The organism is Rothia sp. L_38, assembly GCF_050689125.1.
GTDB lineage: Bacteria > Actinomycetota > Actinomycetes > Actinomycetales > Micrococcaceae > Rothia.
Genome location: NZ_JBOEQD010000004.1, coordinates 133,875 through 159,885, shown reverse-complemented (window position 1 = coordinate 159,885; position 26,011 = coordinate 133,875). Strand labels below are relative to the sequence as shown.

Sequence of the window (26,011 nt, the reverse complement as noted above, 5' to 3'; positions counted from 1 at the left end):
CAGCCAGCTGGACCGGGGCTGGCGGTGAATTGGGCGAGCGCCCCGCGCGAGACCAAGAGGGTTGCTGGCCTAGGCGCTCTGCCTGTCTTTCTGCTCCATGCGCAGTTACACTCCACGGGGCTTTCTCTGGCAATGGGGGCACCGGTAGGAGCTCCTTCCTCCGAAGGGCTCCCGCACCATCAGCGAGGTGCGCCCCGCCTCTAGGCAGCGGGGGCAGGGTTTTCCTGCCTGCCCGTAGGCATTGAGGGACCTGTCGAAGTAGCCCGATTCCCCGTTGACATTGACGTAGAGGGCATCGAAGCTGGTGCCGCCCTGGGCTAGGGCATCCCGCATGACGGTGCGCGCGGCGTCCACCAGTTCGCGGGCGGTTGAGGCGGGGATGCTCTTGGCGGGTTTGGCGTAGTGCAGTCTGGCCCGCCATAGGGCTTCGTCGGCGTAGATATTGCCTACCCCGGAAATGGCGCTTTGGTCGAGCAGGAGCTTCTTGATGCCGGTGGACGTACCCAGCATGGTGCGTCTGAACTGCCCGAAGTCGAAGTGGGGGTCGAGCGGGTCGCGGGCGATGTGGGCAACGGCCTGCGGGATGAGGGGCAGGCCCAGGGCGGACGCGGACGCCCCCGGCACCGGCTCCCCGGCGGCGTTGCGGGTGGGCAGCAGGGGGCTTACAAACATGCCACCGAAGATGCGCTGGTCCACAAAGCGCAGGGTGAGCGGGGCTTCGCGCCCGCTCTCGTCGGTGGCTCCTGCTAAGTCTATGAGCACCTTGAGGTGTTTTTCTGCCGGTAGCTCGGGGGCTTTGAGCAGAACCTGCCCGCTCATGCCCAGGTGAATGACCAGGGCGAACTCTTCGTTGCCTTCAAAGAGTAGCCAGAGGTACTTGCCGCGTCTGGCCACATCCGCCACGCGCAGGCCCGTCAGCAGCCGCTCGAAATCCACCGGCCCGGCCTCGTGGCGCCGCACCGAGCGTCCGTCTACTACCTGCACGCGCTCCAGCACTGCGCCGAGGATGTGCCCGGCTAGGCCCCGGCGGACCACTTCGACCTCGGGTAACTCCGGCATATTCACTCCGCCTTTCCAAAAATGAAAAAATATGCACCGCGTGGTGCCCACATATTGAACATATCAGGTGCAGAATAGACCCTGTGCATTCTCACCTGTCACCAGCCTACTGATATATGGCGGGCGGCAGGGGCAGAACCAACCCTTCTGTAAAAGGAGAGACTTTTGTCGACACCCCCAACCCCCACGGGGCAGCACGCTGATGCGCCGTCCTTCGCCCACGAGCAAGAGGGCTTCCAGCAGGGCCTCAAGCCCCGGCAGATTCAGATGATTGCCATGGGCGGGTCCATCGGAACCGGCCTCTTTCTCGGCGCGGGCGGACGCCTGCACGACGCCGGCCCCTCCCTCATCTTCCTCTACGCGATCGCAGGTTTTTTCGGCTACCTGATTCTGCGGCAGCTGGGTGAGCTGGTCAGCTACCGCCCCTCGTCCGGCTCCTTCGTGAGCTACACCCGCGAATTCTACGGCGAAAAATGGGCATTCTTCGTGGGCTGGATGTACTGGTTCTCCTGGGCAGCCACCGCCATCGTCGATGCCACCGCTATCGCTATCTACTTCAACTGGTTCGGCCAGTACATACCGGCTATTGAGCAGATAGACCAGTGGGTTGTGGCCCTGGTCGTCATCGTCGTAGTGGTCTCAATGAACCTGATTTCGGTCAAGATCTTTGGTGAGCTCGAGTTCTGGTTTGCCCTTATCAAGGTGGGCTCCCTGCTGCTTTTCATGGTGATCGGCATCTTCTTCGTCATCTTCGGTACCCCCACAGGTTCCCCCGTGGGCTTTACCCATATCGCCGAGTCCGGCTTCCTCCCCAACGGCCTGCTGGCTGCCCTGGTGGTCTCCCAGGGCGTTATCTTCGCCTACTCCGGTATTGAGCTGGTTGGCACAGCCTCGGGTGAAATCAAGGACCCCCGCAAGGCTATCCCCAAGGCCATCAATACCGTGGTCTGGCGTATCGCCCTCTTCTACGTCGGCTCTGTACTGCTGCTCTCCCTGCTGCTGCCCTACGACGCTTACTCAGCTGACGAGTCCCCCTTCGTCACCTTCTTCGGTTCCATCGGGGTCGACTACGCTGCCCCCATCATGCAGCTGGTGGTCATTACCGCAGCGGCCTCATCGCTGAACGCGGGTCTCTACTCCACCGGCCGTATCACCCACTCCATGGCCATGAACGGCTCAGCTCCCCGCTTCACCGGGGCTATGAGCAAGTCGGGTGTGCCCATCGGAGGTATCCTGCTCACCGGTGCCGTGGCCCTGCTCGGTGTGGTCATCAACTATTGGAAGCCCTCAGAGGCCTTCGAGATCGTCCTCAACATCTCAGCCGTCTGTATCGTGATTGGCTGGATGGCCATCACCCTACCCCACCAGCGCTTTGTGGCCATGGCCCGCCGGGGTGAGCGCGTCCGCCCCGAGTATCAGGCTCCCCTAGCGCCCGTCACCAACTGGCTCACCATGGCCTTCCTGGTGGGTGTACTGGTGCTCATCGCCTTCGACTACCCCATCGGCACCTACGCCCTGGCGGCCATGCTTCTGGTGGTGCCCGTGCTGGTGGTTGGCTGGCTGGCCGTCCGCAAGCGAGTACGGGCTCTGGCAGCCGAGCGTTTAGAGCAGGTTCCCACCCAGACCACCTCTATCAACATTGTGGGTAGGGATGACGAAATCAGCCTGCCCTAGCCGCAGCAAGGCATCAGCCTGATAGCACGACAAGAGGGGCGGCCCCACCGATATCTTTCGGTGGGGCCGCCCCTCTTTGTGTAGGTAAAGTCTTGCCTGCCCTAGCCGTAGACCCTGTAGTAGGCCTGTTCGGCAGCCATACGCTCGGCTTCCTTCTTGCTGGTGCCCTTGCCCTGCCCCATGACCTTACCGGCCAGGAGAACCTTGGCGGTGTAGCGGCGGGCGTGGTCGGGGCCGGTGCCCTCAACCTCGTAGACGGGCTCGCCGGTACCCTGGGCGGCAGCGTATTCCTGGATTTCGGTCTTCCAGTCGCGCCCGATGTTCAGGGTCTTGTTATCATCCAGCAGGTGGGAGGTGTGGGCCAGCACCAGCTGGTGGGCGGCCTCAGGGCCGTACTTCATGTACACGGCACCGAAGACAGCCTCCATGGTGTCAGCCAGAATGGAGTCCTTATCGGCACCACCGGTTTTCTTCTCCCCCTTACCCAGTCGGACGCAGGGCCCCAGCTTGAGACTGCGGGCCAGGTTGGCCAGGGTTCGGGTAGAAACAATCACGTGGTGGCGCTTGACCAGCTCGCCCTCGGGCAGGTCAGGGAACTTCTTGTAGAGCTCTGAGGCGACGGCCAGAGACAGCACGGAGTCACCCAGGAATTCTAGGCGCTCGTTGTGGGGTATGCCGCCGTTTTCAAAGGAGTAGGAGCGGTGAGTCATTGCAAGCTGAAACGTCTCGGTATCGAGGTCGATACCGAGACGTTTCAGAAACTCTTGTGATGCAGAGTTAGTCATAAGGCGCGAATTAGGCGTCAGCTACCTTGCGGCCCTTGTACTCGTAGAAGAGTTCGTTGCCAGCTGAGTCAGTCACGAGCTTTGCCTGGTGGGGCAGGGAGTATGTGACGCGACCGTTTTCTACGGTCTTGACCAGCTGAGGAACGGAAGCCTTCCACTGGGAACGGCGGGCGCGGGTGTTAGCACGGGACATTTTCCGCTTGGGAACAGCCACAGCTATCTCTTTTCTCTTGTTGCTTTATAAGTTTTATTTGTCGTTCGCATCGAGCAGCGCTGATAGCGCGTTCCACCGGGGGTCGATGACCTCATGGTGGTGCTCAGGGTCGTCCTCTAGGCGTGCGCCGCATTCGGAGCACAGGCCCTGACAGGAGTCACTGCAAACAGGTTGGAACGGCAGTTGAAGAATCACTGCGTCCCGCAGCGCCGGTTCGAGATCAATTTCATCGTTCTCTACGGCGTACTGCTCATCTACTTCATCTTCGGGGCCGCCTTCGGGGGCCTTCTCGAAAACAAAAAGCTCTTGAACATCGGCTGTAACATCAAAGTCAACCGGGTCTAGGCAGAGGCTGCATTCACCGGAAACGGTGACAGTTGCAGTACCAGTTACCAAGATACCATCTGAAACGGATTCCAGGCGAACATTGAGGTCAATGTCGCTGCCTTCTTCCGCCTCAATCAGAGCGTTGCCAAAGTCGCTTGGCGCTGGCAGAACTTCATCAAGGGTCTCCATTGCGCCCGGGCGATGAGCTAGATCTCGAACCGAGATCTTAAGGGGCGATGAATCTTTTCGTGAAATGACGAACTCCCTATCGAATGTTTTAAACCAAGTACCTATTTTAGGGGCTTAAGACCGGCCGAATCAAGCGCTCTAGGTTTAACCTCTTGTTTGGCTGACCACATTAATGCTCGGGGTAGAGGGCCCGCTGCACCGCGCGCGGGACGAAAGCCCGCACGTCCCCACCGAAGCCTGCGACCTCTTTAACGATGGTCGATGAGATGTGGTTGTACTTGGGGTCCCCGGCGATAAAGCTGGTTTCAACCCCGGCGATGTGCCGGTTCATCGAGGCCATGGGAGCCTCGTATTCATAGTCGGCGGTATTGCGCAGCCCCTTCACGATGAGCACGGACCCCTGGTCGCGCACGAAGTTAGCCAGTAGCTCCCCCTCGGGTAGCACCTTGGCGCTCACCCCGTCGAAAAGGGCGAAGGTTTCCTCAACCATGGCGACGCGCTCTTCGAGGGTGAAGCGGTACTTTTTCTTAGAGTTGTGGGAGACCGCGACGATGACGTTACCGTAGATTTTTGCGGCGCGGGTGATGATTTCGACGTGACCGTTGTGGATGGGGTCAAAGGATCCGGGGCAGACAACCAATTGCATGTCTCTAGGCTACAGCAGGTTGGTTAGGTATGACACACTAAGTCATGCTCTCTTGGGCAGCAGGGGTAGGCCGGTAATCTTGGGTTCAGACAAAGATACGGACGCCCGCCCTGCACGTACGGCGGTGGGCTAGACGAGAGCGGGGCGGGCACCAGATGGCCACTGAGAAGAAGCAACGGGCCTTTGAACGGGTTGGGCTAGCGGCCGGGCTGATGGGGGCGGACGGCCACTGGCGCTCAACCATCTTCGAAGAGATGTCGGCCCTTGCCCACCGATACGATGCCCTGAACCTGGGGCAGGGTTTTCCAGATACGGACGGCCCTGCAGAGATGCTTGATGCCGCAGCGCAGGCCCTAGCGGGCGGGGTCAACCAGTACGCTACCATTGCGGGCAACCCCGCCCTGCGGCAGGCCATTGCCGAGCACCAGCAGCGTTTCTACGGGCTCACCCTCAACCCCGATACCCAGGTCACGGTAACCGCCGGCGCCTCTGAAGCCCTGGCAGCTACCATTGCGGCCCTAGTAGAACCTGGCGACGAGGTTGTTCTCTTCGAACCCTACTACGACCTCTACCCTGCCGCTGCCGCCCTAGCCGGGGCGCGCGTCCGCACCGTTCCGCTTGTGCCGCCCACCTTTGAACCCGATCTGGACGCCCTCGAAGCAGCTTTTTCTGATCTCACAGCCCTGGTGGTGGTCAACGATCCGCACAACCCCACAGGTATGGTCTTCTCAACCGAAGCAAAGACTAAGATCGTGGAGCTGGCGACCAGGTTCGACGCTGTGATTCTGGCTGACCAGGTCTACGAGCACCTGGTCTTTACCGGCCCCTACCAGCCCATTCAAACCCTGCCAGGGGCGGCGGAGCGCACGGTGGCGGTTTCAGCGATTTCGAAGACCCATTCGGCCACCGGCTGGCGGGTGGGGTGGATGACCGGACCAGAAAACCTTATACTCCCCATCCGCCTGGTGAAGGGCTATTTCACGCACTCTGCGGCCGCTCCCCTGCAGGCAGCTGCGGCTGTTGGCGTGGGCCTGGGTGATGACTTCTATACCGGTGTGCAGGCCCGGTACGCCCAGCAGCGGCGCATTTTGGTGGAGAACCTAGCGGGCTCACCGTGGGAGGTAACTCCCCCGGCAGGTACCTTCTTCGCGGTAGCCGATGTGTCGCGGGTCCTGGCTGAGCGGGGCCTGACCTCAGCAGAAGAGCTCTGCCACCTGCTTCCCGAACAGGCCGGGGTCGCGCTGATTCCGCTGACCGCCTTTGCGACCGAGGTCTACCGGCAGCGGGTGCAGACCTATGTGCGGTTTGCCTTCTGCAAACGCCCGGAGGTTCTCCAGGACGCCGCCACCCGTCTGCGTGCCTATAGCGGCTAAGCCCTAGTTGCGGGCGTCCTTTGCCCGGATGAGGTCAAGGGCAACCAAACCGCCCAGTATGGCCAGGCGTACGGGTTCGGGGGCACCGGGGTCGAAGTTCACCCCGTAGCGGCTCTTACCGCGCAGCCCCGCCACCAGGCCACCCCATTCGCGGGCAACGCGGGCAGCTACATGGCCGTTAACCGTGATGTTGAAGTCGTACTCGAAGAGGCTACCTTCGAGCTCCAGGGTGAGGCCCGGTAGCTCGATGGTGAGGCGCTTGCGCATGAAAGAGAACTGCTTTTGCACGTGGGCGAAGAGGGAGCCATCGGGGTTTAGCAGTTCGTAGCGGTCCAGGCCAAAGTCAAAGGGGTCAACGATCTTGAGAAGAAGGTTCCCGTTACTGTCGACCAGGTCAAAGGTGCGGTTGCCCTTGAGCAGGCGGCCTGCGGTTGAGCCGGTGGTGAGCACCCGGCCGAGCACACGCCCGTCCTGACTCTGCATCTCAAAGTCATTGCTCATGAAGCTGCGGGTTTGCTGCACCACCAGGGTGTTTTCGGTCAGCAGGGGCGCGGATGCCCCCTGGCTCGTTTCTGGGGTCGGCTGGGGCTGATAACCGGGGTCGTTTGTGTTCTCACTCATAGTTCTACCCTAAACTAGACGGCGGGCTCCACATAGTAGAGCACGGTCTCACCGTATTTTTTCTCGGCAAACTTTTCAAGACCTTCGGGCCAGGTGGGCTCGTCGGTGCGGGATGCCCGTTCAACCACCACCACTGCCCCCTCGGTCAGGCGGGGTGCCAGCAGGACCAGCAGGTCTTCGAGCTCGCTGTTGGTCACGGCGTAGGGCGGGTCAATAAAGACCAGGTCCCAGGCGGACGCCCCCGCCGAAAGGTAGGTGCGGGCCGTCATCTTATGTACGCGGGCAGTACCCCCGGCGGTCTTGCCCACGGCGGCAATGTTTTTTTCAATGACGGTAACGGCCTTGGGGTAGTGGTCTACGAAGTCCACGTGGGCAGCCCCGCGCGAGAGAGCTTCGCAGCCCAGGGCACCCGAGCCGCCGAAAAGGTCGAGGGCGCGCACGCCGTCCAACATGTTGTAGGTATCCAGGCGGGAAAAAAGGGCTTCTTTGACCCGGTCGGTGGTGGGGCGGGTGTTATCACCGGGGACGTTGGCTAGGCGCAGGCCGCCTGCGGCTCCTGCAATGATGCGGCTCATTCGGCTGCGCTCCGCTCGTAGTGGTAGAGGGTGGGACTGTTATAAGGGTACCGGTAGGGCTGGTGAGAACAAAGAGAAGGTTAGGTATGGGTGACCGGTGACGGAGGGCCCGCCGGGCACTTGAGTTGACCGCACTTATTCTGGTTTACCCGCAACCAGTTGCGGGTAAACCAGAATAAATGCGGGGCCTACGTCTTTGGCCGAACCTAACCACGCCCCAGGAAGGCCTCGCGGTCGGCGTCGAGGGCCCGGTCGATGGTACGGGCCAGGTCGGGGTGTTTAGCCAGGGTGGGGTCAGCCTCAATAATTCCGAAGGCGTCCTGCCGGGCCCGCTCGATAAGTTTGGCATCGGTCAGGGCACGCAGCAGCTTGAGGGTGGACTTCTTCCCTGACTGGGCAGCGCCGAGAATATCGCCTTCGCGCCGCTGTTCCAGGTCAACCCGCGAAAGCTCGAAGCCGTCGGTGGTGGCCGCTACCGCTGCCAGTCGCTCCCGGCTGACGCCGTCCGCCGGCTGCCTGGTGACCAGTAGGCAGGTGCCGGGCAGGGAGCCGCGGCCAATGCGTCCGCGCAGCTGGTGGAGGCCAGAAATACCAAAGCGGTCGGCGTCCATAATGATCATGAGGGTTGCGTTGGGCACGTTGACGCCCACCTCAATCACGGTGGTAGACACCAGAAGGTCAATGCGACCGGCGGAGAATTCGGTCATGACCCGGTTCTTCTCGGCAGTATCCATACGCCCGTGGAGCCCCTCGATGCGCACCCCGGCCAGGGCGGGAACGTCCTCGAGCTCCTCCAGGGTGCTCTCGACCGAGGACAGCGAACCGCGGGCGCTCTCCCCCGCCGCAGCCTGGGAGCCCAGCCCCTTACCGGTGAGGCCATCTGCCCCGAAGAGGGTCTGGCCCGCCTCGGCGTCACCGGGGGTATCGGCCCCGCCGATTTTGGGCACCACCACATAAACCTGGTGCCCGGCGTCGATTTCTTCGCGGGCGCGGGCCCAGATGCGGTCGGCCCAGCGGGGGTGCTCTGCCAGCGGCACCACGTGGGTGGTAATTTTTTGGCGGCCGGCCGGTAGCTGATCAAGCACCGAGGTATCGAGATCGCCAAAGACGGTCATTGCGACGGTACGGGGTATGGGGGTGGCGGTCATGACCAGCCGGTGGGGCAGCTCCCCGCCGGGCCCGCGCAGGGCATCGCGCTGTTCAACACCGAAGCGGTGCTGCTCATCGACCACGACCAGCCCGAGGTCGGCGAAGGTCACCGAGTCTCCGAGCAGGGCATGAGTGCCAATGACGATGTCTGCCTCGCCCGAGGCGATAGCCAGCAGGGCTTCCCGTTTGGCCTTGGTTTTGAGGGAGGCGGTGAGCAGCACGACGCGGACGCCCACCCCGGCACTCCCGGAACTGTCCTGCGGGGCCAGCATATCCCCCAGAATCTCGCAGACCGACCGGTAGTGCTGTTCGGCCAGCACCTCGGTGGGGGCCAGCATTGCCGACTGGGCACCGTTATCTGCCACCTGTAGCATGGCGCGCAGGGCCACCACGGTTTTACCCGAGCCTACATCCCCCTGGAGCAGGCGGTTCATGGGGGAAGAGCTGGCCAGGTCAGAGCGGATTTCTGCGCCAACGGCCTGCTGGCCCTCGGTCAGCTGATAGGGCAGGGCCTCCAGCAGGGCGTCCGCGAAACCGCCCTCTACATAGGGGCGGGCAACGGTCTGGTGGGCGGCGCGGGCTGCACGAATACGGGCAAGAGCGGCCTGTAGCACGAAGGCCTCGCGGTAGCGCAGGGAGTGGTGGGCTGCCCGCCAGGTTTCTTCGGTATCGGGGGTGTGCACGGCCCGGTAGGTCCACTCGAGGGAGGGGATCTTGCGGCTCTTGCGCACGGTAAAGGGGACGGGGTCTTCGAGCTCCTTGAGGTTGATGCGCTCAATCAGGGTCTCGATGGCTGCGGCCACCTTATCGGTGGGGAACTTGGGGCTGGCCTTATAGACCGGTATGGGGGCGGACGCCCGCGCGGCGGCCCGCTCTATCGCTTCGGCGCTGGCGCCGGGGGCGGCGGCCAATTCTTTCCCGGCGATGACGGCATAGTGGGGGTTGGTCAGGGTGATTTCGCCCCGGTAGGAGCCCACCTTGCCCGAGAACATGACCTGGTCGCCCTCGTGAATGTCGCGGGCTGCTGTCCAGGCGTTGAAGAAGCTCAGGGTCATGGTGCCGCTGGCTGTCAGCGAGTAGGGTTCGGGGGCGTAGCCGCCAAAGATGTCTCCCAGCTGGTAGCTGGGCTGGGTGCCCGGTAGCTGGGTGTCGGTGGAGTCCCCTGCGCTACCGTGCAGACGGGGGTTGGTGTAGCCCCGGGTGTAGGACGCCGGTGGGGCCGCTCCCCGGTAGGCGTTGGGGTTAGGGGGTTGCCAGGCGGGCTCGGGCTGACCAACCGGATCTAGCTGGTCGGTGATGGTGATTTCTGTGATGGACCCGCGGCGCGATGCCATCTGGCGGGTTGTCACCCGCACTACCCTGGCGACGATGGTAGCTTCGGTACCTTCTACCAGGGATGAGAAGGGGGTCAGTTCCCCGCGCGGCAGGTACTTGCGGGGGTAGTAGTCCAGGGCCTGCCCCACGGTTTCTAGCCCCAGGTGGGTCTTAAAGGACTTGGCCAGGGTCGCTCCCAGGTAGTCGGCCAGAGGGGCGTTATCGAGGCGGTCTTCTGCTGCGTAGCGGGCTAGGGCGTCCTTTGCCTGCTCGCTCAGTTCCGGGGTCTTGCGTTTACGGGCTGCCATTAGGGGGTGGGCTCCCGGTGGGCTTCCTGGTGGGCGGGGTCATCCAGGGAGGTGGTTCGCACGTTGAGGGGGTTGCCCGCAGCGCGGAGGAGGGCCAGGGCGTCCTCGGCCTCGGGGACGTGCACGTGGATAGCCCACAGGGCCTCATTCCCTGCTTCGACCTGGGCGATGGAGACCGAGTCCCCGACCGTCTCCAGGGCGCTGCGCAGCTGGGTTACTTCGAGCACCGGCAGGTAAATCTCGCACATAACCTCGATGCGGGGCTCCCCTGCCGATCGCTGCCGCGTGCTTCGGGGCGGTAAGGACGCCGCCCCCACCTGGAGCAGGTCGCGGTAGGTGGCCTGCGGGGCGGCCCCCAGCAGCTCTGTTGCCAGGGCTACTAAGACCAGGTGCAGGCCCAGAGCTCCGGAATCAACCCAACCGTTACGGGCGTGGGCTGCTTTAGCGGTAGCTCGCAGAGCAGCCTCTGAAGCAGCCAGCAGGGTCGTGAGGTAGACCTGCCAGGGGTTCTCTTCATCGGTAGGATCTGGCAGCGGGCAGGTAGCAAGAGCCTGCATGAGGGTGAGCATGGTGCCGCCGGTGGGCTTGCTCAGAGCGGCGGACGCCTGCTGGGCCCCTCGTTCCCAGGCAGCGGCGAGCGCCTGCGGGGTCAGAACTTGAACAGTAGAAGGCGGCAGCTGCCCGGCCTCCCCCAGTTCCTCAGCTAGACCCAGGAGCCAGACAGCTAGCAGGGTTCCAGAGTTTCCCCTGGCCCCGCGCAGGGCTGCCCGGGCGGCGAGGGCGAGGGTGGGCTCGTCCGCCATGCCAGCGGTGTCGGCGGCCCGCCCGAGGGTGGCGACCATGTTGGCCCCGGTGTCGGCATCGGCCACGGGGAAGACGTTAATGCGGTTGAGAAGGGATCGGTGCTCCACCAGCTGGGTGCGAGCGCGCAGCAGCCAGTTCAGCCACCAGTCAGCGGGAGCCTGCCTCAAAGTGATCCCATCCTTTCGCGGTGTAGGTGCGGCCGTCGACGGTGACTCCGTCGCCTGCCTGTACCGTACCAATTCTAGTAAATCCGGGCGGTATCTGTGCGGGTGGGCAGGTGCCTAGTAGGCCGTGGTCTTCCCCGCCGGTTAGTACCCAGCGTAGGGCTTGGGCGTCCGCCTGTTCGGGGGTGCCTGCGGTGAGCAGGGCTGCAGGGCCTACCCTGTTGACCCATGGGGCCAGGGCCGTCGAGTCAAGGTCAAGAGCCACACCGGAGGCCGCTGCGATACGGCCGCCGTCACGCACTAACCCGTCGGAGACATCCATGAGGGAGGTCAGGTGGGGGGCGCCCTCCGGCCCCAGGTGAAGGGGCGAGCGGGGGCGCTGCTGGGCGCGGACGCAGGTGCTCAGCTCTTCGGTAGCGGTGAAGGGGGCTGAGTCGAGCAGGGCTAGGCCGGCAGCTGCGGTGCCCAGAGCACCGGCAAAGACTACGGCGTCCCCGGGGCAGGCTCCGCTTCGGGTGATAGGCCGGTCGGTCAGGCCCACGGCGGTAACAGTTACCGAGATTTCGCTGCCTGAGCCCATATCGCCCCCGGCAATCGTGCAGGTGGTAGCCCCCTGGGCAGTACAGGATTCAGTGAGACCCCGGGCAAAATCCTGCACCCAGCTCACGGGGGTATCAGAGGTCAGGGTAAGGGACACCAGCAGGGTGACCGGGGTAGCCCCCATAGCTGCGATATCGGCCAGGTTCTGGGTGGCGGCCTTCCAGCCCACCTCATACCCGCCGGTTGTGTAGCCCGAAGGCCAGCTGCGGCGGAAGTCCTGGTTTTCGGTTTGAGTATCGGTGCTCATGACGGTCAGCCCGCCCCGCACATCGAGGACAGCAGAGTCGTCCCCCGGCCCCAGGACCAGGGCGCCGGGGGCACCCAGCTCGGCGCGGACATCCGCCGCCCGCTCATTGTACTCGGCCAGCACGGGCATAAACAGGGCAAGAAGCTGGCCCTCACTCACCTGGGCAACGGTCTGCATAGGGCTCCTAGTTCCTGGGCGCACGGTTACGCCACACAAAGTTAAAGACCACCAGGGCCAGGCCCGCCGTGGCGATACCCGTAAAAATCAGCAGGGGGCGGGCACCGTTCATAATGGTGTTGCCGCGCTGGAAGATACTCCCCCCGGTCACCGCCCCGGCCTGGTGCCCCTGGGCTTCTGCCCCGGCAACACCGGCGGCCTGGTTGGGGTCGGCAGATGAAGATCTGTTCCCCTGGGCCCCCGACACGTTCAAGAAGCCCTCCACCCACTCAGGTGCCCCCGCGTACCCGGGGTTCTGCTGGCTACTTGAGAAAATGCCCAGCACGGTTCCATCTACCGGTGAGGTTTCCAGCTGGCTGGTATCGGCGTCCATGCGCCCGGGAGCCTGGGCGCCAGCAACGCTACTGCCCAGGGTAGAGGGCACAGGCGAGCCCTGAACCGGTATCGAACCTTGGCTAGTGTCGGTTTGACCGATACCCGCAGAAGGCTGCCCCGTAGGTTGGGGGGCTGGCAGGCTAGGGAGCCCGGCAGCTCCACCGGTCACATCAGGGTCAGCAGTTTCCCCTGGAGGAAGGAGAATCTCAATCGCCGATTGGCTGGGGGCAGGCTCAGGGTCAGCCGAAGGCACCGGGTCGCTGGTGGGTTCTGGTGCCGGGCTAGATGGCGCAGGTGAGCTAGGTTCAGGCGCGGGGCTTGTCGGCTCTGCACTCGTAGGCTCAGGGCTAGGAGTCTCCGGTGTGGGAGTCCCAGGTGTTGGTGTTTCGGGGCTGGGTGATTCAGTAGCGCTAGGGGCGACTGTGATCTCCAGGCTAGGGCTCTCGCTCGGGATCTCGCCCACCAACGGTGTGCTGGTGGGCGTGGAGCTTGTCGGGGCGGGGCTTTCTGTCGGGTCAGCGGCAAAAGCGCTCTGGGGGCCGGTGAGAACCTGCCCGGCGAGCAGGGCAAGGGGGGCTACCGTCACGGCAAGAGCCGTCCCCGCCGCATAATAGGTCTTCTGCTTCACGGCCCCTCCTTCCATCGCTCATATCCAGGTAGTCTTGTTCGGCTACCTGCCCCGGCTAACTCTACCCCTACCCTACCGAATCTGCTCTCCCCCGGCTAGCGCCCCTCACCACCGGCGTCCTGCCACAGCGAAAGTTATACAATAGCCAGGTGAGAACACCGCGCAAACCCCTCGTCCTCGTCCTGACCGCTCTAGGCCTGACCGGCTGCGGGGCAGGTGCCGTCAACCTCGAACCGGCCCCAGACGCCGCTAACCCCACCTGCGCCTACGCCCTGGTTGCTATGCCCGATACCGTGAGCGGCCTGGCCCAGCGCGAAACCACCGCCCAGGCCACCACCGCCTGGGGCGACCCCAGCGCCGTCATCCTCAAGTGCGGGGTCGAACTCGGCACAGCCCCCGTCTCCGATACCTGTGTCTCGGTCAACGGCGTTGACTGGATCGTTAAGCCCGCCGACGAAGAACTCGCTACTGCCGCCGAGCAAACTGCCACAGGCACCTGGGTTGCCGAAACCTTCGGCCGCGACCCCGCCGTGCAGGTAACCTTCGACGCTGACCGGGTCTCGTCCTCCACCGTCCTTGCAGAAGTATCGTCGGCCGTTGCCCAGATACCCCAGCAGATGCAGTGCACCAATGTCGATGACACCCTTACCGGTGTCGACAGCGGCACCGGCAGCTAAACGAGAAACCGTGTAAGCGAAAACCCCCGTTACCGTCTCAGGTAGCGGGGGTTTCGTTGGCATCTAGAGGCAGGGGGCTTGCCCCAGTGCCGCGGTGAGGGCTCCTAACGCAGGCCCAGGGGACGCTCCAGGGCCAGAGAAATCAGCTCATCGATCAAATCGCCATAGGCCAGGCCGGTGTTCTCCCACATGGTCTTATACATAGAAATCGGGGTAAAGCCGGGCATGGTGTTCACCTCGTTAATCACCAGGCGGCCGTCCTCGGTGTAGAAGAAGTCAGCGCGGCACAGGCCCTCACCGTCAACGGCCAGGAAGGCCTCAACAGCTAACTGACGCATCCGCTCAGAAACCTCAGCGGGCAGGTCGGCCGGGCAGCGGGTCTCAGCGGAAGTCTTCGACACGTACTTGGCCTCAAAATCATAGAAACCGTGCTGCTCATCAACGACCACAATCTCACCGGGGTAGGACGCCCGGGGCAGCTCAGAGCGGTGCCCGTCAAGTACAGCGCACTCAATCTCACGGCCCACAATACCGGCCTCAATCACCAGCTTGGGGTCGTGGGCCTGGGCCTCGGCAATCGCCGCATCGAGCTGGTCCGCCGAATCAACCTTGGTAATACCGAAGGACGAACCCGCACGAGCAGGCTTCACAAAGACCGGGTAGCCCAGCTTTTCGATGCGCTCGCGGGCACCGGCCTGGTCAAGCACCCACTGGCGGTGGGTCACAACCTCGTAGGGCCCAACCTCTAGGCCAGCGGCCTCGAAGGCCACCTTCATAAAGTGCTTATCCATGCCGATAGCAGATGAAGCTACGCCGCAGCCCACGTACTTCAAATCTGCCATTTCCAGCAGGCCCTGCACGGTGCCGTCCTCGCCGAAGGGGCCGTGGAGCAGGGGGAAGACCACATCAATTGCCGGACCCATCTCAACGCTGGTGGCATCGGCGGAGTCAATCAGGCGCAGGCGGTTATCGCCGCCACCCAGGGGCAGGAAGACCTGCTTGCCCTCAGCGGGGAACTCTGCCAGAGCGGTAGCCTCGGTCAGCTCGATTAGGGCCGCCTCGTCGGTCAGGTACCAGCGGCCGTCCTTAGTGATACCGATAGTGACCACGTCGTACTTGTCGTGGTCGATAGCCCCGAGGACGCCTCGGGCGGTAATAAGTGAGATGGAGTGCTCGGACGAGCGCCCACCGCACAGCAGGGCGACGGTAGGTTTGGTGCTGGTTTCGGTCATAACGTCCTTTGGTATCGTGCGGGGCAAAGCCCCGTCTGCCCTAGCCTGCCGGGGTGCTATCCTCAGATTTGAGGGTGCGGCCCAGCAGGGCGGGGGCTAATTCTTCAACTGATATTCTACGGTCGAGCACAGCGGTGACAGCCTCGGTAATGGGCATTTCTACCCCTACTTTTCGCGCGAGTTCTGCCACAACGGGAGCTGATTTGATGGACTCAGCGGTCTGGGTCATGACGGTGTGCAGCTGGTCAGGGGCAATCCCCTCAGCCAGGAGCCGACCGGCGGTATGGTTACGGGAGAGGGGCGAAGCGCAGGTGGCAATCAGGTCGCCCATTCCTGCCAGGCCACTCATAGTTTCGCTCTTACCGCCAAGGGCCAGAGCGAGGCGGGTCGTCTCAGCCAAGCCACGGGTCATGACCGAGGCTTTGGAGTTATCACCGTACTGCTTGCCCTCGCACATGCCTACGCACAGGGCAATCACGTTTTTGACCAGGCCACCAATTTCAACGCCAACGATATCGGTGTTGGTGTAGGGGCGGAAGTAGTCGGCAGCGCAGACGGCGGCAATCTCCCGGGCGATATCCTGACTCAGGGCCGCCACCACACTGGTGGTGGGCTGTTCGGCAATAATTTCTTTAGCCAGGTTGGGGCCAGAGAGCACAGCAACCCGACCGGGCACAGCCTCAATCGCTTCCGGCTCAGCGCCGCTGGCAATAAGGTGCCCCTGAAGTACCTCGACCATGACCTCGCTCATGCGCAGGCCCGTGCCCATTTCTAGGCCCTTGGCGAGAGACACCAGCAGGGCGTCCTCTTCCATCAGGGGGGCAAAGACCTCAAGCTGGGAGCGCAGCACCTGGGCCGGAATAGCCAGCACCACAATGCTGGCCCCGGTTAGAGCTTCAGCGGCATCGGCCGTCATGACCATGCTGTCGGGGAGCTTCACCCCGGGGAAGTAGCCCTCGTTAGTGCGGCTCTGCTGCATGGCTTCCATCGTGGTGGGGTTACGCCCCCACAGCACAACCTGCCGGTCGGCGCCTGAGCTGGCGGCGGCGTCCGCAAGAACCTTGGCAAAAGCGGTGCCCCAGCTACCCGCTCCAAGAACAGCGATTTTCTGGTGCTTCACATCGGTCATGGGTGCGTGCCTCCCCTAGCGGTTACTGGTCAGGTGACTGGCGGACGTCCAAAACGGCGTTCCAGCGCCCGGCAGGGGCTTTCTCGCCGCGCAGGCCCTCAAGCAGGGCGGTGACGTCGTCGAGCATGCGGTTGGTGACGGCAGCCAGCTCGTCGTGGGTGTAGTGGGCACCGTCTTCGCGGTGCTGAACCAGGTCGCTAAAATCGACCGGGTCGCCCACCACAATCTTGACTTTCTTACGGGGCCAGCTGAAGCGGGGCTTGCCGCGGCGGGGCCAGAAGTCCTGGTCGCCCCAGTGGGCTACCGGGTAGACCGGGGCGCCGGTGGCCAGGGCCAGGCGGGCTGCCCCCGATTTACCGGTCATGGGCCACATGTCGGGGTCCTTGGTCAGGGTGCCCTCGGGGAAGATAATGACCGCTCCCCCGGCGTCCAGAACATTCTGGGCAACTTCAAGAGACTGTCCGGCCCGCGCTGAGCCGCGCGCAACCGGAATATGGGCACACTGGCGCATGAGCCAGCCCAGCAGCGGCACCCTAAACAGCGCTTCTTTGGCCAAGAACCTGGGTAGGACCCCCTCCAGGAAGAGGGGGTAGGCTGCGGTAATCGGGTCAACCACGGTCAGGTGGTTTGAGACCACGATAAACCCACCGCTCTTGGGTAGCTTCTCCCGCCCCTCAATCTGCGCCTTCATGGGCAGATTGTAGAGGGGGCGTAAGAGCGTACCGGCTACGGTGTAGACCGCGTCCCCCAGCTTGGTGGGCTTGATATCACTCAAAGAAGCGCTGTTCTTGCTCATCTTAGGCAGTGACCTCGAAGTTAGCGCCCAGGGCGGTGAGCTTATCAACGAAGTGCTCATAGCCGCGGGAGATGACCGAAACGCCGGTGACGTTTGAGGTGCCTTCAGCGGTCAGGGCAGCAATCACGTGGGAGAAGCCACCGCGCAGATCGGGCACGTTGATGTCGGCGCCGTGCAGGGGGGTCTTACCGGTGATGATGGCTGAGTGCTTGAAGTTCTGGTGGCCGAAGCGGCAGGGGGTGGGGCCCAGGCAGTCCTTGTGAAGCTGCACGGTAGCACCCATGCGCACCAGGGCGTCGGTGAAGCCAAAGCGGTTCTCGTACACGGTCTCGTGAACGACGGAGACGCCCTTAGCCTGGGTCATAGCAACAACCAGGGGCTGCTGCCAGTCGGTCATGAAGCCGGGGTGGACGTTGGTTTCAACAAAGAGGGGGTTGAGGTCGCCACCCTGGTGGAAGAAGCGGATGCCCTCATCGGTGATGTCCAGGCCGCCGCCCAGCTTGCGGTAGACGTTGATGAAGGTGGAAAGATCCTTCTGGTTGGCGTTACGCACGAAGATGTCGCCACCGGTGGCCAGGGCCGCGGAAGCCCAGGAGGCTGATTCATTACGGTCGGGCATCGCCACGTGATTAAAGCCGGTCAGCTCGTCGACGCCCTCGATGATAATCTGGCGATCTGTTTCAACGGTGATGATGGCACCCATCTTCTGCAAGATGGCGATGAGGTCCATGATTTCAGGCTCAATGGCAGCACCGGTCAACTCGGTCTTGCCCTTGGCACGGGAGGCCGCCAGCAGAACCTGCTCGGTGGCACCGACGGAGGGGTATTCCAGGTTAATCTGGGCACCCTTGAGACCATCAGCGGGAGCCTTCATGGAGATACCGGTAGGCAGCTTCTCAATCTTGGCGCCAAACTTTTCCAGCACACGCAGGTGCCAGTTGATGGGGCGGTCACCAATCTTGCAACCACCCAGGTCGGGAATGAAGGCTTCCCCGATAGTGTGCAACAGGGGGCCGCAGAGCAGAATCGGAATACGGGAGTCGCCTGCGTGTACCTCAATGTCGGTGTGGTTAGCTACGGAGACATTAGAGGGGTCCATGCGCAGTTCGCCAGCCTGCATGTTGTAGTCCACCGACACACCGTGCAGCTCTACCAGGTCGGTAACAACCTGCACGTCCTTGATTTGGGGAACGTTGCGAAGCACCGAGGGGGTGGAGCCCAACAGGGCAGCAACCATGGCTTTGGGGACCAGGTTCTTAGCACCGCGGACGTTTACCTCGCCCTTCAGAGGGGTGCCACCTTCAATACGCAGTGCGCTGACCATGTATGTCCAATCGTCAAAACTGTTAGGGTGTTGATTCGCGTTACTTTCCGCGTCAATTCTCGTTTACCAACTTTACCCCACTTAGGTGCACTGGTTGTTGTACAGGCGGTGTTCTTAGCCATAACACAGCTTTTACTTATCTAGACGGGCCAGGCAGAACACCAAAAGGACGCCGGTGCTCGGGGCACGGCGTCCTTATGGTTAAGCTGTGGGCTGGTTTTACAGCTGCTGGGTGCGGGGCAGCCAGGCGGGGCGCTTGGCTTCGTAGGCGGTAATGGCGTCCTCGTGTTGTAGGGTCAGGCCAATGTCGTCCAGGCCTTCCATCAGGCGCCAGCGCACATAGTCATCAATCTGGAAGGGTACGGTCAGCGCACCAACGGTAACGGTCTTTTCTTCCAGGTCAACGGTGACCTCGGTACCGGGTTCGGTTTCCAGCTGCTTCCAGATCAGTTCGATGTTGTCCTGGTCTACCTGGGCAGCGACCAGACCCTGCTTGCCGGAGTTACCGCGGAAGATGTCAGCGAAACGGGCTGAGATAACCACGCGGAAACCGTAGTCCTTGAGGGCCCAGACCGCGTGCTCGCGAGATGAGCCGGTGCCGAAATCGGGGCCAGCGACCAGCACTGTACCGTGCTTGTAGGGCTCCTGGTTGAGGATGAAGTTTTCATCCTTGCGCCAGCCAGCGAACAGGGCGTCGTCGAAGCCGGTCTTGGTCACGCGCTTGAGGTAGACGGCGGGGATAATCTGGTCGGTGTCGACGTTGGAGGCACGCAGGGGCACGCCAATGCCGGTGTGCTTCTTAATGGGTTCCATGAAAAATCCGTTCCACCCGGGCTTGACCGGGTTTATTCAAAGAGGGTCTACAGGTCTGCCGGTGATGAGAGAGTGCCGCGAATGGCGGTAGCGGCGGCGACCAGAGGGGAAACCAGGTGGGTGCGTCCGCCCTTACCCTGGCGTCCTTCAAAGTTGCGGTTGGAGGTCGAAGCGCAGCGTTCGCCGGGGGCCAACTGGTCGGGGTTCATGCCCAGGCACATGGAGCAGCCGGCAAAACGCCAGTCGGCGCCGAAGTCCTTGAAAATCTGGTCCAGGCCCTCTTCTTCAGCCTGGGCTCGTACCTTCTGGGAGCCGGGGACGACCATCATGCGGACGCCCTCAGCCAGCTTCTGGCCCTTGACGATCTCGGCGGCAGCCCGCAGATCCTCGATGCGGGAGTTAGTGCAGGAGCCCAGGAAGACTACGTCCACGGGGATGTCCTTCATGGGGGTACCTGCGGTCAGGTCCATGTATTCCAGGGCGCGGGCGGCTGCCTTCTGCTCGTTTTCGTCCTCGAAGTCCTCGGGGAAGGGTACGGCCTGGGAGAGGGGGACGCCCTGGCCCGGGTTGGTACCCCAGGTGACGAAGGGTTCAAGCTCGTCGGCATTGATGAAGACCTCGCGGTCGAAGGTAGCACCCTCGTCGGTGGGCAGGGTCTTCCAGTATTCGACGGCGGCGTCCCAGTTCTCACCGGTCGGTGCGTGGGGGCGGCCCTTGACGTACTCAAAGGTGGTCTCGTCGGGAGCGACCATGCCGGCGCGGGCACCGGCTTCAATGGACATGTTGCAGATGGTCATGCGGCCTTCCATGGAGAGAGCACGGATAGCCGAGCCGCGGTATTCCAGCACGTAGCCCTGGCCACCGCCGGTACCGATTTCGGCGATAACAGCCAGGATGATGTCCTTGGCGGTGACGCCGGGCTTAAGGGTACCCTCAACGTTGATGGCCATGGTCTTGAAGGGGGCCAGGGGCAGGGTCTGGGTAGCCATCACGTGCTCCACCTCAGAGGTACCGATGCCGAAGGCAAGGGCGCCGAAAGCGCCGTGGGTTGAGGTATGGGAGTCACCGCAGACCACGGTCATGCCGGGCATGGTCAGACCCAGCTGGGGGCCCACCACGTGCACGATACCCTGCTCTTTATCACCCAGGGAGTGAATACGCACGCCAAACTCCTCAGCATTGCGACGCAGGGTTTCGATCTGGGTGCGGGAGGTCAGGTCAGCGATGGTGGAGAAGATGTTCTCGGTGGGAGTGTTGTGATCCTCGGTTGCGATGGTGAGGTCGAGGCGACGCAGGGGGCGGCCCTCAAGGCGCAGGCCCTCGAAAGCCTGGGGTGAGGTCACTTCGTGGACCAGGTGCAGGTCGATGTAGAGCAGGTCGGGCTTGCCGTCTTCGCCGGGCACTACAGTGTGCGCGTCCCAGACCTTCTCTGCCAAGGTTCGCGGGGTATGGTCGGTAATACCAGCCATGTCGTCCTCCAAAAAATTTTCTCGTGATGCTTTAACAAGTGTGACGCGCCGAAGAAAATCTTTCCAATAAATGAACTTGCATATCAGCATATGAGAAGTCATGATAGGTTATACGGACACAATCCTCTTAGCTCTCAATCTTTCACACCCGAAAGGCCCCCACCGCACCATTCACCTGGGCCGCTGCCCGGCCCACGACCACAGGCGAAAGTTACTACCATGCAAGATAACCGCAGCTCAGGCGTCGGCGTCCTCGACAAAGCCGCCCACATTCTTGACTGCCTCGAAGCAGGCCCCGCCACCCTGTCTCAGCTCGTTGAAGCCACCGGACTTGCCCGCCCCACGGCCCACCGACTGGCTGTTGCCCTCACCCACCACCGCCTGGTAGCCCGCGACGTTCAGGGCCGCTTCATGCTCGGCCCCCGCCTAGGCGAACTGTCCAGCGCCGCCGGTGAAGACCGCCTAATCGCAGCCGCAGGCCCCGTACTCAACAACCTGCGCAATGTCACCGGCGAGTCCTCCCAGGTCTTCCGCCGCCAGGGCGACTGGCGCGTCTGCGTGGCCTCCGCCGAGCGTCCTATCGGCCTGCGCGACACCATCCCGGTGGGCACCCAGCTTTCCATGAAGGCAGGCTCAGCCGCCCAGATTCTTACCGCCTGGGAAGACCACGCCCGCCTAGTCGAGGGCCTGCACAACGCCCGTTTCTCAGCCACCATGTTGGCAGCCGTCCGCCGCCGCGGCTGGGCCCAGTCCGTCGGTGAACGCGAGCGCGGTACCGCCTCCGTTTCAGCACCAGTGCGCTCCCCCTCTGGCAAGGTCATTGCGGCTGTTTCCATCTCGGGCCCCATCGAGCGCCTAACCCGCCAGCCCGGCCGCCTGCACGCCGAAGTAGTGTGCGAGGCTGCAGCCGCCCTGACTGAGGCGCTGCGTAGCTAGAGCTGCTAAGACGCTGAAATACAGAAACTCCCCGTTCACCAGTTTCGGTGGGCGGGGAGTTTTTGTTTTATCGGGCCTCGTGCAGGGCCTGGCGGTAGCCCTGGAGGCGGGCCAGTTCGTCCTGCACGGGGGCGGTGACGCAGCGGGCTGCCACATCTGCCAGGTTTGTTTCGAGCTGGCGGCGGATGTTCTTGGCGTAGATGCGGTGCCCCACTGCCGCTAGCCCTCGGCCCAGGGCCGCGGTGAGTATGCCCAGTAAGATGCCGGTGGCTACGAGCAGGGTGGGCACGGGCAGGGGGAAGCCCTCGATGGTGGGCGGGTCGGGCAGCACAATCTGGAAGTAGCCTGCCACGGCCAGGCCGGTGAGCCAGAGCAGGCCCACAAGAGCCGTTGCCAGCCCGACCCATTGCAGGGCGTTGAGCAGGTGCCACCACCAGCGCTTCTTCTGGGCGTCGTAGTGCACGGTAGCGGCGGCCCGCTCAATTTCGCCGGGGAGCTGGCCCTCGAAGGTGCGGGCTGCTGCCCTGATGGAGTGGCTCCAGGGCTCTTCAACGCCGTCTGAGACGCTCGTGGCGAAGGTGCGCAGGGAGGTTGAGAGGGCCGCTTTCTGGGGAGCTCCCAGCGGCGGCAGGGAGGACTTAGAGATAGGCGCCCCGTCGTGGTCCTTGTGCAGGCCCAGGCGTTTGAGGGGGTCGCGTTTGATTTTGAGCAGCCAGCGGGTTGCAATCCAGCCGGTGGACGAGGCCGCGTGCAGCTTGTAGGAGTCCGCTGCAGCCTTGACCAGGGCTTCTGCACCCGAGGCGGTGTAGAAGTCGTCCTCAAGCCGGGTGGTTGCTGCGGCGGTGATGCCGGCGGGCTCTCCCCCGCCGTCCTGGGCAGCAAGGTCTGAGCGAACGCCCGCCAAGTCGGCTTCGAGACGGGCAACCGCGGCGCTCTTGGCGACGGCAACCTGCCCGAGGATCTCGCGGAGGCGGGGTATCTGGTAGCCGGTGCGGGCTGAGACGCCCAGGGGGTCAGCGAGCAGGGTGGAACTCAGCCCGTCCTGGGCCAGCAGGAGCTTGAGGGAGTCGAGCACTGCCGGGACCTCGGCTTCATCGAGCCTATCCACCTGGTTGAGCACGGCCAGGGTTACTGCCCCGTGGGCAGCCAGGGGCTGGATAAAGTCCTGGTGAATCACAGCGTCGGCGTACTTTTGCGGATCCATAACCCAGACCAGCACGTCCACGCACTCGGCCATTTTTTCAACGATAGCCCGGTTAGAGGCTTCTACCGAGTCGAAGTCGGGTAGGTCGAGCAAGATGAGCCCGCCGCTGGCCTGTTCGGTCTTACCGGCTCCTACCGAGCGGCGAATCTTGTTCCACATACCCACGGTGACCGGAACGTCGGCGCGATTGAGGGCTTCTGCGGCCTGGGCAGGGTCTTCGTCCATATAGGTACGGTTGGTTACGCCCAGCCAGTCCAGCAGGGGTTCTGCCCCTTCCTTACCCCAGATGGCTGCCTGGGCGGTGGAGGTGGTGGGGCGGCGCGCTGCGCTCTTGGCGATGTCTTTACCGACTACCGCGTTAAAGAGGGTGGACTTACCCGAGCCGGTGGCACCAAAGAAGCCGATGACGGTGTGCTCGGCAGACAGTTCCCGGCGGGCCGCTGCCCGGCCCAGGGTTACGCGGGCGGCTTCGAGGGTTTCGGGGGCTACTCGCCCTTCGCCCAGGTCAAGTGCCTCGGTGAGGGCGTCCAGTCGGGTAGCCAGGGCGGTGGTGGCGAAAGCTGTATCTGTGCTGGTCACGGTGGGTACTCTCGCTTACTTGGTCTCAGTTGTGGGTGCGGGGGTAGGTGCGGTGGAGGCGGACGCCAGCTGCTCCCCCGCGCGGGCCAGGATCTGGGCCGCTTCGGTTAGGTCGGCAGCTGAGGGGGTTTCGGGATCGGTGCTGCCGCTTGCCTCGTCCAGGCGCTGGGTAAAGCGTTCCTGCTGACTGACAAGGAGCTCTCGCATACGCTCTTCGAGGCGGGTACGGGCTCCTGCTGCCATGCGGCGGACGGCGTCCTCACCAAAAATTGCTTCGAGCAGTTTCTGGCCCACTACGCCCGATCCACCTGCGATACCCACTTCCAGGCCGGTGAGACCGCCGGTCATGGAGAAGACCGCGACCATCAGAATCACGGCGGTGACGTTGACGCCCAGCAACATGAAGCGGGCCCGCTGGCGCTTACCGGCGCCTTCGGCGGCGATGATGTCCATGACGTCCTGCTGCCAGGCTCGAATTGACTCGGCGACCTCTTCGGAGAAGTTCTCACCCAGGGCTGCCAGGTCGTCCCCGGCTAGCAGGGCGCGCCCAGCTCGGTCTTCGAGCCAGCGGCGCTGGGCGGTTTCGGCAGCGGCAGCAGCCTCTTCCATAATGACCGAGTGCAGGCCCACTTCAAGGGCCTGTTCTACCTCTACGGCACGGGTGGGCGGGGTGCCCCTGAAGAAGCCGGCGACGCGGTCGCGCACCTTGCCGATAGTGGTTTCTACCTGGCGGAAAAATTCACCGGTACCCACAAAGTCCTGCCAGCGGGTCAGCACCTCGCCGCGGAGCATCTGCCCGTCCTGGGTGGCCTCGTTCAGGTTGGCCAGGGCTCGCTCAAAGGCTGAGGTGACGTCCGCGCGCAGGCGGGCTTCGGCGTCCTGCTGTTCGCCGGCAGCCTGGGCGAGAATAGTTGCCTGCTGCCCTACCGCCCGCACCGCACCTTCTAGGGTGCGGCGGGCGATATCGGAGCGGGCGTCCACGTCAGCGCCCAGGGAGCGCAGCCAGAAAATCAGGGGGGTGAGGGCGACGGAGGGCAGTAGGCCGTGTTCGTCGCGTTCCTGCTCGGTCACAGAGTGAATCAGGGCGGGAGTGATGCCCGCTTCGGTCAGCATGCGGGTGAGGTCGGCTTCAATTTCGTCCTCGGCGCCCTCGGGCACGCGGTTGAGCACCACGGCGATGGTGATATCGCGGGCAGCGGCCTGGCGCAGAATCTCCCAGGGCACGGCGTCGGCGTAGCGGTTGGCGGTGGTGACAAACAGCCAGAGGTCGGCAGCGCGCAAAAGCTGCTGGGCCAGGCGGCGGTTCTCGTCTGAGACCGAGTCGAAGTCGGGGGCGTCAATCAGGGCGATTCCGGCAGGCAAGGAGTCGACGGGTACGGTGACCAGTTCATCCTGGCCCTTGTGGGGGTTAGCACCGGGTAGGGTTTCGCCGGGGGCTACCGGAACTCGCACCAGGTGGGGCAGCATGCGCTCGGGGGTGAAGGCATCAGCGTCTTCGGGGCGGTGCAGAAGGACGGGCTGGCGGGTGGTGGGTCGGATCGCGCCGGAGCGGGTGACGGGCTCCCCCATTAGGGTGTTGACCAGGGTGGACTTGCCGGCGCCGGTAGAGCCACCCACCACGACGGTCAGCGGGGCGTCGAGGGTAGCCATCTTAGGCAGGATGTAATCATCAAGCTGGGTGACGGCGGTACGCGCCTCCTTGCGCGCTGCGTCGGCTGAGCCGGTAACCAGGGGGAAGGACGCCGCAGCGAGGGTATTGCGGGCATCGCGAACTGCGGTGAGAGCGGGAGTGATTGATTCGTTGTGCACGTACCCTATTCTCGCATGTTTAGCGAAAGACGCGGGGCTTGGCAGCCAATGACGCTGTGGGCAAAAGAAAAGCTCCACACCCTAGTGGATGTGGAGCTTTTAGCCCGTGACCCCAACCGGATTTGAACCGGTGTTGCCGCCGTGAGAGGGCGGAGTACTAGGCCGCTATACGATGGGGCCGAAACTCTTTCGAGTCGCTACCGTTTCCGGCAACAGATAAAACTATACACACACCGTTTACCCGCGCGCAAGCTGGAAGGGTGTAATCTGTGCCATTTCTAAGAACACAGGCGCACGGGGCACATGTGGCGCCTACCGCCATATGTGGCGATGGCGCTGCCACATTTGGCGGCCACCGCAACATGTTGCATTCAGACACACGAAAAAATCCCCCGCTTCAACAGAAGCGAGGGATTTTAGCCTGTGACCCCAACCGGATTTGAACCGGTGTTGCCGCCGTGAGAGGGCGGAGTACTAGGCCGCTATACGATGGGGCCGTAACATCTTGAATCAAGATGTTCGCTGGGATACCAGGACTCGAACCTAGAATGACGGTACCAGAAACCGTAGTGTTGCCAATTACACCATATCCCATTATTATTTGCTCCGGCTTGTTTTCCTTTCGGAATTCATCGCCGCAACGAGTAATAACTCTATACGAGCTTTTGAGGGCGTGCAACTTGAAATCTGTAGAGCTGGCTCACACTCAAGTAGTTCACCCCGCGTTTACCCTTATTTCTAGCGGTTTTTGACCCCAAAATTTTTGTAAAAATTCCTGAAAAAGCCGCTGCGGGCGTCCTACTTCCCCACTTTT

At 63.0% G+C, this 26,011-nt stretch carries 23 protein-coding genes and 3 tRNA genes; 4 read left to right on the top strand and 22 right to left on the bottom strand.

Annotation, left to right across the window (positions count from 1 at the left end; genetic code table 11):
• Positions 1–105 precede the first annotated feature (105 nt).
• The gene (gene mutM, locus ACRCJM_RS04400; protein ID WP_431463943.1) at positions 106–1,059 is read right to left on the bottom strand and encodes a bifunctional DNA-formamidopyrimidine glycosylase/DNA-(apurinic or apyrimidinic site) lyase; all 954 of its coding nucleotides are present in this window, start codon (positions 1,057–1,059) and stop codon (positions 106–108) included.
• A gap of 165 nt (positions 1,060–1,224) precedes the next feature.
• Between mutM and ACRCJM_RS04395 the strand changes: the two genes are divergently transcribed.
• On the top strand, positions 1,225–2,733 hold the full coding sequence (locus ACRCJM_RS04395) for an amino acid permease (protein ID WP_431463942.1): 1,509 nt from the start codon (positions 1,225–1,227) through the stop codon (positions 2,731–2,733).
• Positions 2,734–2,834: 101 nt separating this feature from the next.
• On the opposite strand, the gene rnc is transcribed toward ACRCJM_RS04395, so the two are convergent.
• The 4 genes from rnc to coaD all read right to left on the bottom strand — a co-directional run bounded on the left by rnc (position 2,835) and on the right by coaD (position 4,894).
• Entirely contained in the window at positions 2,835–3,518 is a 684-nt protein-coding gene (gene rnc / locus ACRCJM_RS04390) for a ribonuclease III (protein WP_431463941.1), read from the bottom strand.
• 10 nt (positions 3,519–3,528) lie between these two features.
• A complete protein-coding gene (rpmF, locus tag ACRCJM_RS04385) occupies positions 3,529–3,732 on the bottom strand; it encodes a 50S ribosomal protein L32 (protein ID WP_135011069.1) in 204 nt (67 codons plus the stop codon).
• Positions 3,733–3,765: 33 nt separating this feature from the next.
• Positions 3,766–4,248, bottom strand: a complete 483-nt coding sequence (locus ACRCJM_RS04380; protein WP_185174525.1) for a YceD family protein — start codon at positions 4,246–4,248, stop codon at positions 3,766–3,768.
• A gap of 169 nt (positions 4,249–4,417) precedes the next feature.
• The gene (coaD, locus tag ACRCJM_RS04375; RefSeq protein WP_135011067.1) at positions 4,418–4,894 is read right to left on the bottom strand and encodes a pantetheine-phosphate adenylyltransferase; all 477 of its coding nucleotides are present in this window, start codon (positions 4,892–4,894) and stop codon (positions 4,418–4,420) included.
• A 155-nt stretch (positions 4,895–5,049) separates the two neighbouring features.
• On the opposite strand from coaD, the gene ACRCJM_RS04370 reads away from it, so the two are divergent.
• Positions 5,050–6,267: an aminotransferase class I/II-fold pyridoxal phosphate-dependent enzyme gene (locus ACRCJM_RS04370; RefSeq protein WP_431463940.1), complete on the top strand. Its 1,218-nt coding sequence runs from the start codon at positions 5,050–5,052 to the stop codon at positions 6,265–6,267.
• Between the two features lie 3 nt (positions 6,268–6,270).
• Here the strand turns inward: ACRCJM_RS04370 and ACRCJM_RS04365 are convergent, their stop codons facing one another.
• The 6 genes from ACRCJM_RS04365 to ACRCJM_RS04340 all read right to left on the bottom strand — a co-directional run bounded on the left by ACRCJM_RS04365 (position 6,271) and on the right by ACRCJM_RS04340 (position 13,229).
• On the bottom strand, positions 6,271–6,888 hold the full coding sequence (locus tag ACRCJM_RS04365) for an LURP-one-related/scramblase family protein (RefSeq protein ID WP_431463939.1): 618 nt from the start codon (positions 6,886–6,888) through the stop codon (positions 6,271–6,273).
• A 14-nt stretch (positions 6,889–6,902) separates the two neighbouring features.
• Positions 6,903–7,463, bottom strand: coding sequence for a 16S rRNA (guanine(966)-N(2))-methyltransferase RsmD (gene rsmD / locus ACRCJM_RS04360; protein WP_431463938.1), 561 nt, complete (start codon positions 7,461–7,463; stop codon positions 6,903–6,905).
• Positions 7,464–7,669: 206 nt separating this feature from the next.
• Positions 7,670–10,234 (bottom strand): ATP-dependent DNA helicase RecG, encoded by a 2,565-nt coding sequence (locus ACRCJM_RS04355; protein WP_431463937.1) that lies wholly within the window; start codon positions 10,232–10,234, stop codon positions 7,670–7,672.
• Positions 10,234–11,205, bottom strand: coding sequence for a DAK2 domain-containing protein (locus ACRCJM_RS04350; protein WP_431463936.1), 972 nt, complete (start codon positions 11,203–11,205; stop codon positions 10,234–10,236). The genes ACRCJM_RS04355 and ACRCJM_RS04350 overlap by 1 nt, the downstream gene beginning before the upstream one ends.
• Entirely contained in the window at positions 11,186–12,226 is a 1,041-nt protein-coding gene (gene thiL / locus ACRCJM_RS04345; protein ID WP_431463935.1) for a thiamine-phosphate kinase, read from the bottom strand. The genes ACRCJM_RS04350 and thiL overlap by 20 nt, the downstream gene beginning before the upstream one ends.
• Before the next feature lie 7 nt (positions 12,227–12,233).
• Positions 12,234–13,229: a hypothetical protein gene (locus ACRCJM_RS04340; protein WP_431463934.1), complete on the bottom strand. Its 996-nt coding sequence runs from the start codon at positions 13,227–13,229 to the stop codon at positions 12,234–12,236.
• Between the two features lie 149 nt (positions 13,230–13,378).
• Here ACRCJM_RS04340 and ACRCJM_RS04335 point away from each other — a divergent pair, with 149 nt between their 5' ends.
• Entirely contained in the window at positions 13,379–13,906 is a 528-nt protein-coding gene (locus ACRCJM_RS04335; RefSeq protein WP_237204476.1) for a DUF3515 family protein, read from the top strand.
• Between the two features lie 104 nt (positions 13,907–14,010).
• On the opposite strand, the gene ACRCJM_RS04330 is transcribed toward ACRCJM_RS04335, so the two are convergent.
• From ACRCJM_RS04330 to leuC, 6 genes are all read right to left on the bottom strand, one after another.
• Positions 14,011–15,138, bottom strand: coding sequence for a D-alanine--D-alanine ligase family protein (locus ACRCJM_RS04330; protein WP_431463933.1), 1,128 nt, complete (start codon positions 15,136–15,138; stop codon positions 14,011–14,013).
• Positions 15,139–15,178: 40 nt separating this feature from the next.
• Positions 15,179–16,267 carry an NAD(P)H-dependent glycerol-3-phosphate dehydrogenase gene (locus ACRCJM_RS04325; RefSeq protein WP_431463932.1) on the bottom strand — a complete coding sequence of 363 codons (1,089 nt, stop codon included), beginning with the start codon at positions 16,265–16,267 and terminating at the stop codon, positions 15,179–15,181.
• 22 nt (positions 16,268–16,289) lie between these two features.
• Positions 16,290–17,063: a lysophospholipid acyltransferase family protein gene (locus ACRCJM_RS04320; RefSeq protein ID WP_431463931.1), complete on the bottom strand. Its 774-nt coding sequence runs from the start codon at positions 17,061–17,063 to the stop codon at positions 16,290–16,292.
• A 1-nt stretch (position 17,064) separates the two neighbouring features.
• Entirely contained in the window at positions 17,065–18,387 is a 1,323-nt protein-coding gene (gene murA, locus ACRCJM_RS04315) for a UDP-N-acetylglucosamine 1-carboxyvinyltransferase (RefSeq protein WP_431463930.1), read from the bottom strand.
• 219 nt (positions 18,388–18,606) lie between these two features.
• Positions 18,607–19,200: a 3-isopropylmalate dehydratase small subunit gene (gene leuD / locus ACRCJM_RS04310; RefSeq protein WP_237185921.1), complete on the bottom strand. Its 594-nt coding sequence runs from the start codon at positions 19,198–19,200 to the stop codon at positions 18,607–18,609.
• A gap of 47 nt (positions 19,201–19,247) precedes the next feature.
• Complete coding sequence (gene leuC / locus ACRCJM_RS04305) at positions 19,248–20,669, bottom strand: 3-isopropylmalate dehydratase large subunit (RefSeq protein ID WP_431463929.1); 1,422 nt, start codon at positions 20,667–20,669, stop codon at positions 19,248–19,250.
• A gap of 219 nt (positions 20,670–20,888) precedes the next feature.
• On the opposite strand from leuC, the gene ACRCJM_RS04300 reads away from it, so the two are divergent.
• Positions 20,889–21,605: an IclR family transcriptional regulator gene (locus tag ACRCJM_RS04300; RefSeq protein ID WP_135013841.1), complete on the top strand. Its 717-nt coding sequence runs from the start codon at positions 20,889–20,891 to the stop codon at positions 21,603–21,605.
• Between the two features lie 67 nt (positions 21,606–21,672).
• Here the strand turns inward: ACRCJM_RS04300 and ACRCJM_RS04295 are convergent, their stop codons facing one another.
• The 5 genes from ACRCJM_RS04295 to ACRCJM_RS04275 form a co-directional block, all read right to left on the bottom strand.
• On the bottom strand, positions 21,673–23,388 hold the full coding sequence (locus ACRCJM_RS04295) for a dynamin family protein (RefSeq protein WP_431463928.1): 1,716 nt from the start codon (positions 23,386–23,388) through the stop codon (positions 21,673–21,675).
• Positions 23,389–23,403: 15 nt separating this feature from the next.
• A complete protein-coding gene (locus ACRCJM_RS04290) occupies positions 23,404–25,197 on the bottom strand; it encodes a dynamin family protein (RefSeq protein ID WP_431463927.1) in 1,794 nt (597 codons plus the stop codon).
• 107 nt (positions 25,198–25,304) lie between these two features.
• A tRNA-Glu gene (locus tag ACRCJM_RS04285) sits at positions 25,305–25,377 on the bottom strand.
• A 244-nt stretch (positions 25,378–25,621) separates the two neighbouring features.
• Positions 25,622–25,694 (bottom strand) — tRNA-Glu (locus ACRCJM_RS04280).
• Positions 25,695–25,719: 25 nt separating this feature from the next.
• A tRNA-Gln gene (locus tag ACRCJM_RS04275) sits at positions 25,720–25,791 on the bottom strand.
• Positions 25,792–26,011 lie beyond the last annotated feature (220 nt).

What these genes read in the sequence shown, in the direction of transcription:
- ACRCJM_RS04300 (WP_135013841.1), top strand. Translation starts at nt 20,889, where the DNA reads ATGCAAGATAACCGCAGCTCAGGCGTCGGCGTCCTCGACAAAGCCGCC.
- thiL (WP_431463935.1), bottom strand. Translation starts at nt 12,226, where the DNA reads ATGCAGACCGTTGCCCAGGTGAGTGAGGGCCAGCTTCTTGCCCTGTTT.
- ACRCJM_RS04380 (WP_185174525.1), bottom strand. Translation starts at nt 4,248, where the DNA reads ATGGAGACCCTTGATGAAGTTCTGCCAGCGCCAAGCGACTTTGGCAAC.
- ACRCJM_RS04320 (WP_431463931.1), bottom strand. Translation starts at nt 17,063, where the DNA reads ATGAGCAAGAACAGCGCTTCTTTGAGTGATATCAAGCCCACCAAGCTG.
- leuC (WP_431463929.1), bottom strand. Translation starts at nt 20,669, where the DNA reads ATGGCTGGTATTACCGACCATACCCCGCGAACCTTGGCAGAGAAGGTC.
- rnc (WP_431463941.1), bottom strand. Translation starts at nt 3,518, where the DNA reads ATGACTAACTCTGCATCACAAGAGTTTCTGAAACGTCTCGGTATCGAC.
- ACRCJM_RS04325 (WP_431463932.1), bottom strand. Translation starts at nt 16,267, where the DNA reads ATGACCGATGTGAAGCACCAGAAAATCGCTGTTCTTGGAGCGGGTAGC.
- ACRCJM_RS04370 (WP_431463940.1), top strand. Translation starts at nt 5,050, where the DNA reads ATGGCCACTGAGAAGAAGCAACGGGCCTTTGAACGGGTTGGGCTAGCG.
- murA (WP_431463930.1), bottom strand. Translation starts at nt 18,387, where the DNA reads ATGGTCAGCGCACTGCGTATTGAAGGTGGCACCCCTCTGAAGGGCGAG.
- rsmD (WP_431463938.1), bottom strand. Translation starts at nt 7,463, where the DNA reads ATGAGCCGCATCATTGCAGGAGCCGCAGGCGGCCTGCGCCTAGCCAAC.
- ACRCJM_RS04330 (WP_431463933.1), bottom strand. Translation starts at nt 15,138, where the DNA reads ATGACCGAAACCAGCACCAAACCTACCGTCGCCCTGCTGTGCGGTGGG.
- ACRCJM_RS04365 (WP_431463939.1), bottom strand. Translation starts at nt 6,888, where the DNA reads ATGAGTGAGAACACAAACGACCCCGGTTATCAGCCCCAGCCGACCCCA.
- ACRCJM_RS04355 (WP_431463937.1), bottom strand. Translation starts at nt 10,234, where the DNA reads ATGGCAGCCCGTAAACGCAAGACCCCGGAACTGAGCGAGCAGGCAAAG.
- coaD (WP_135011067.1), bottom strand. Translation starts at nt 4,894, where the DNA reads ATGCAATTGGTTGTCTGCCCCGGATCCTTTGACCCCATCCACAACGGT.
- mutM (WP_431463943.1), bottom strand. Translation starts at nt 1,059, where the DNA reads ATGCCGGAGTTACCCGAGGTCGAAGTGGTCCGCCGGGGCCTAGCCGGG.
- leuD (WP_237185921.1), bottom strand. Translation starts at nt 19,200, where the DNA reads ATGGAACCCATTAAGAAGCACACCGGCATTGGCGTGCCCCTGCGTGCC.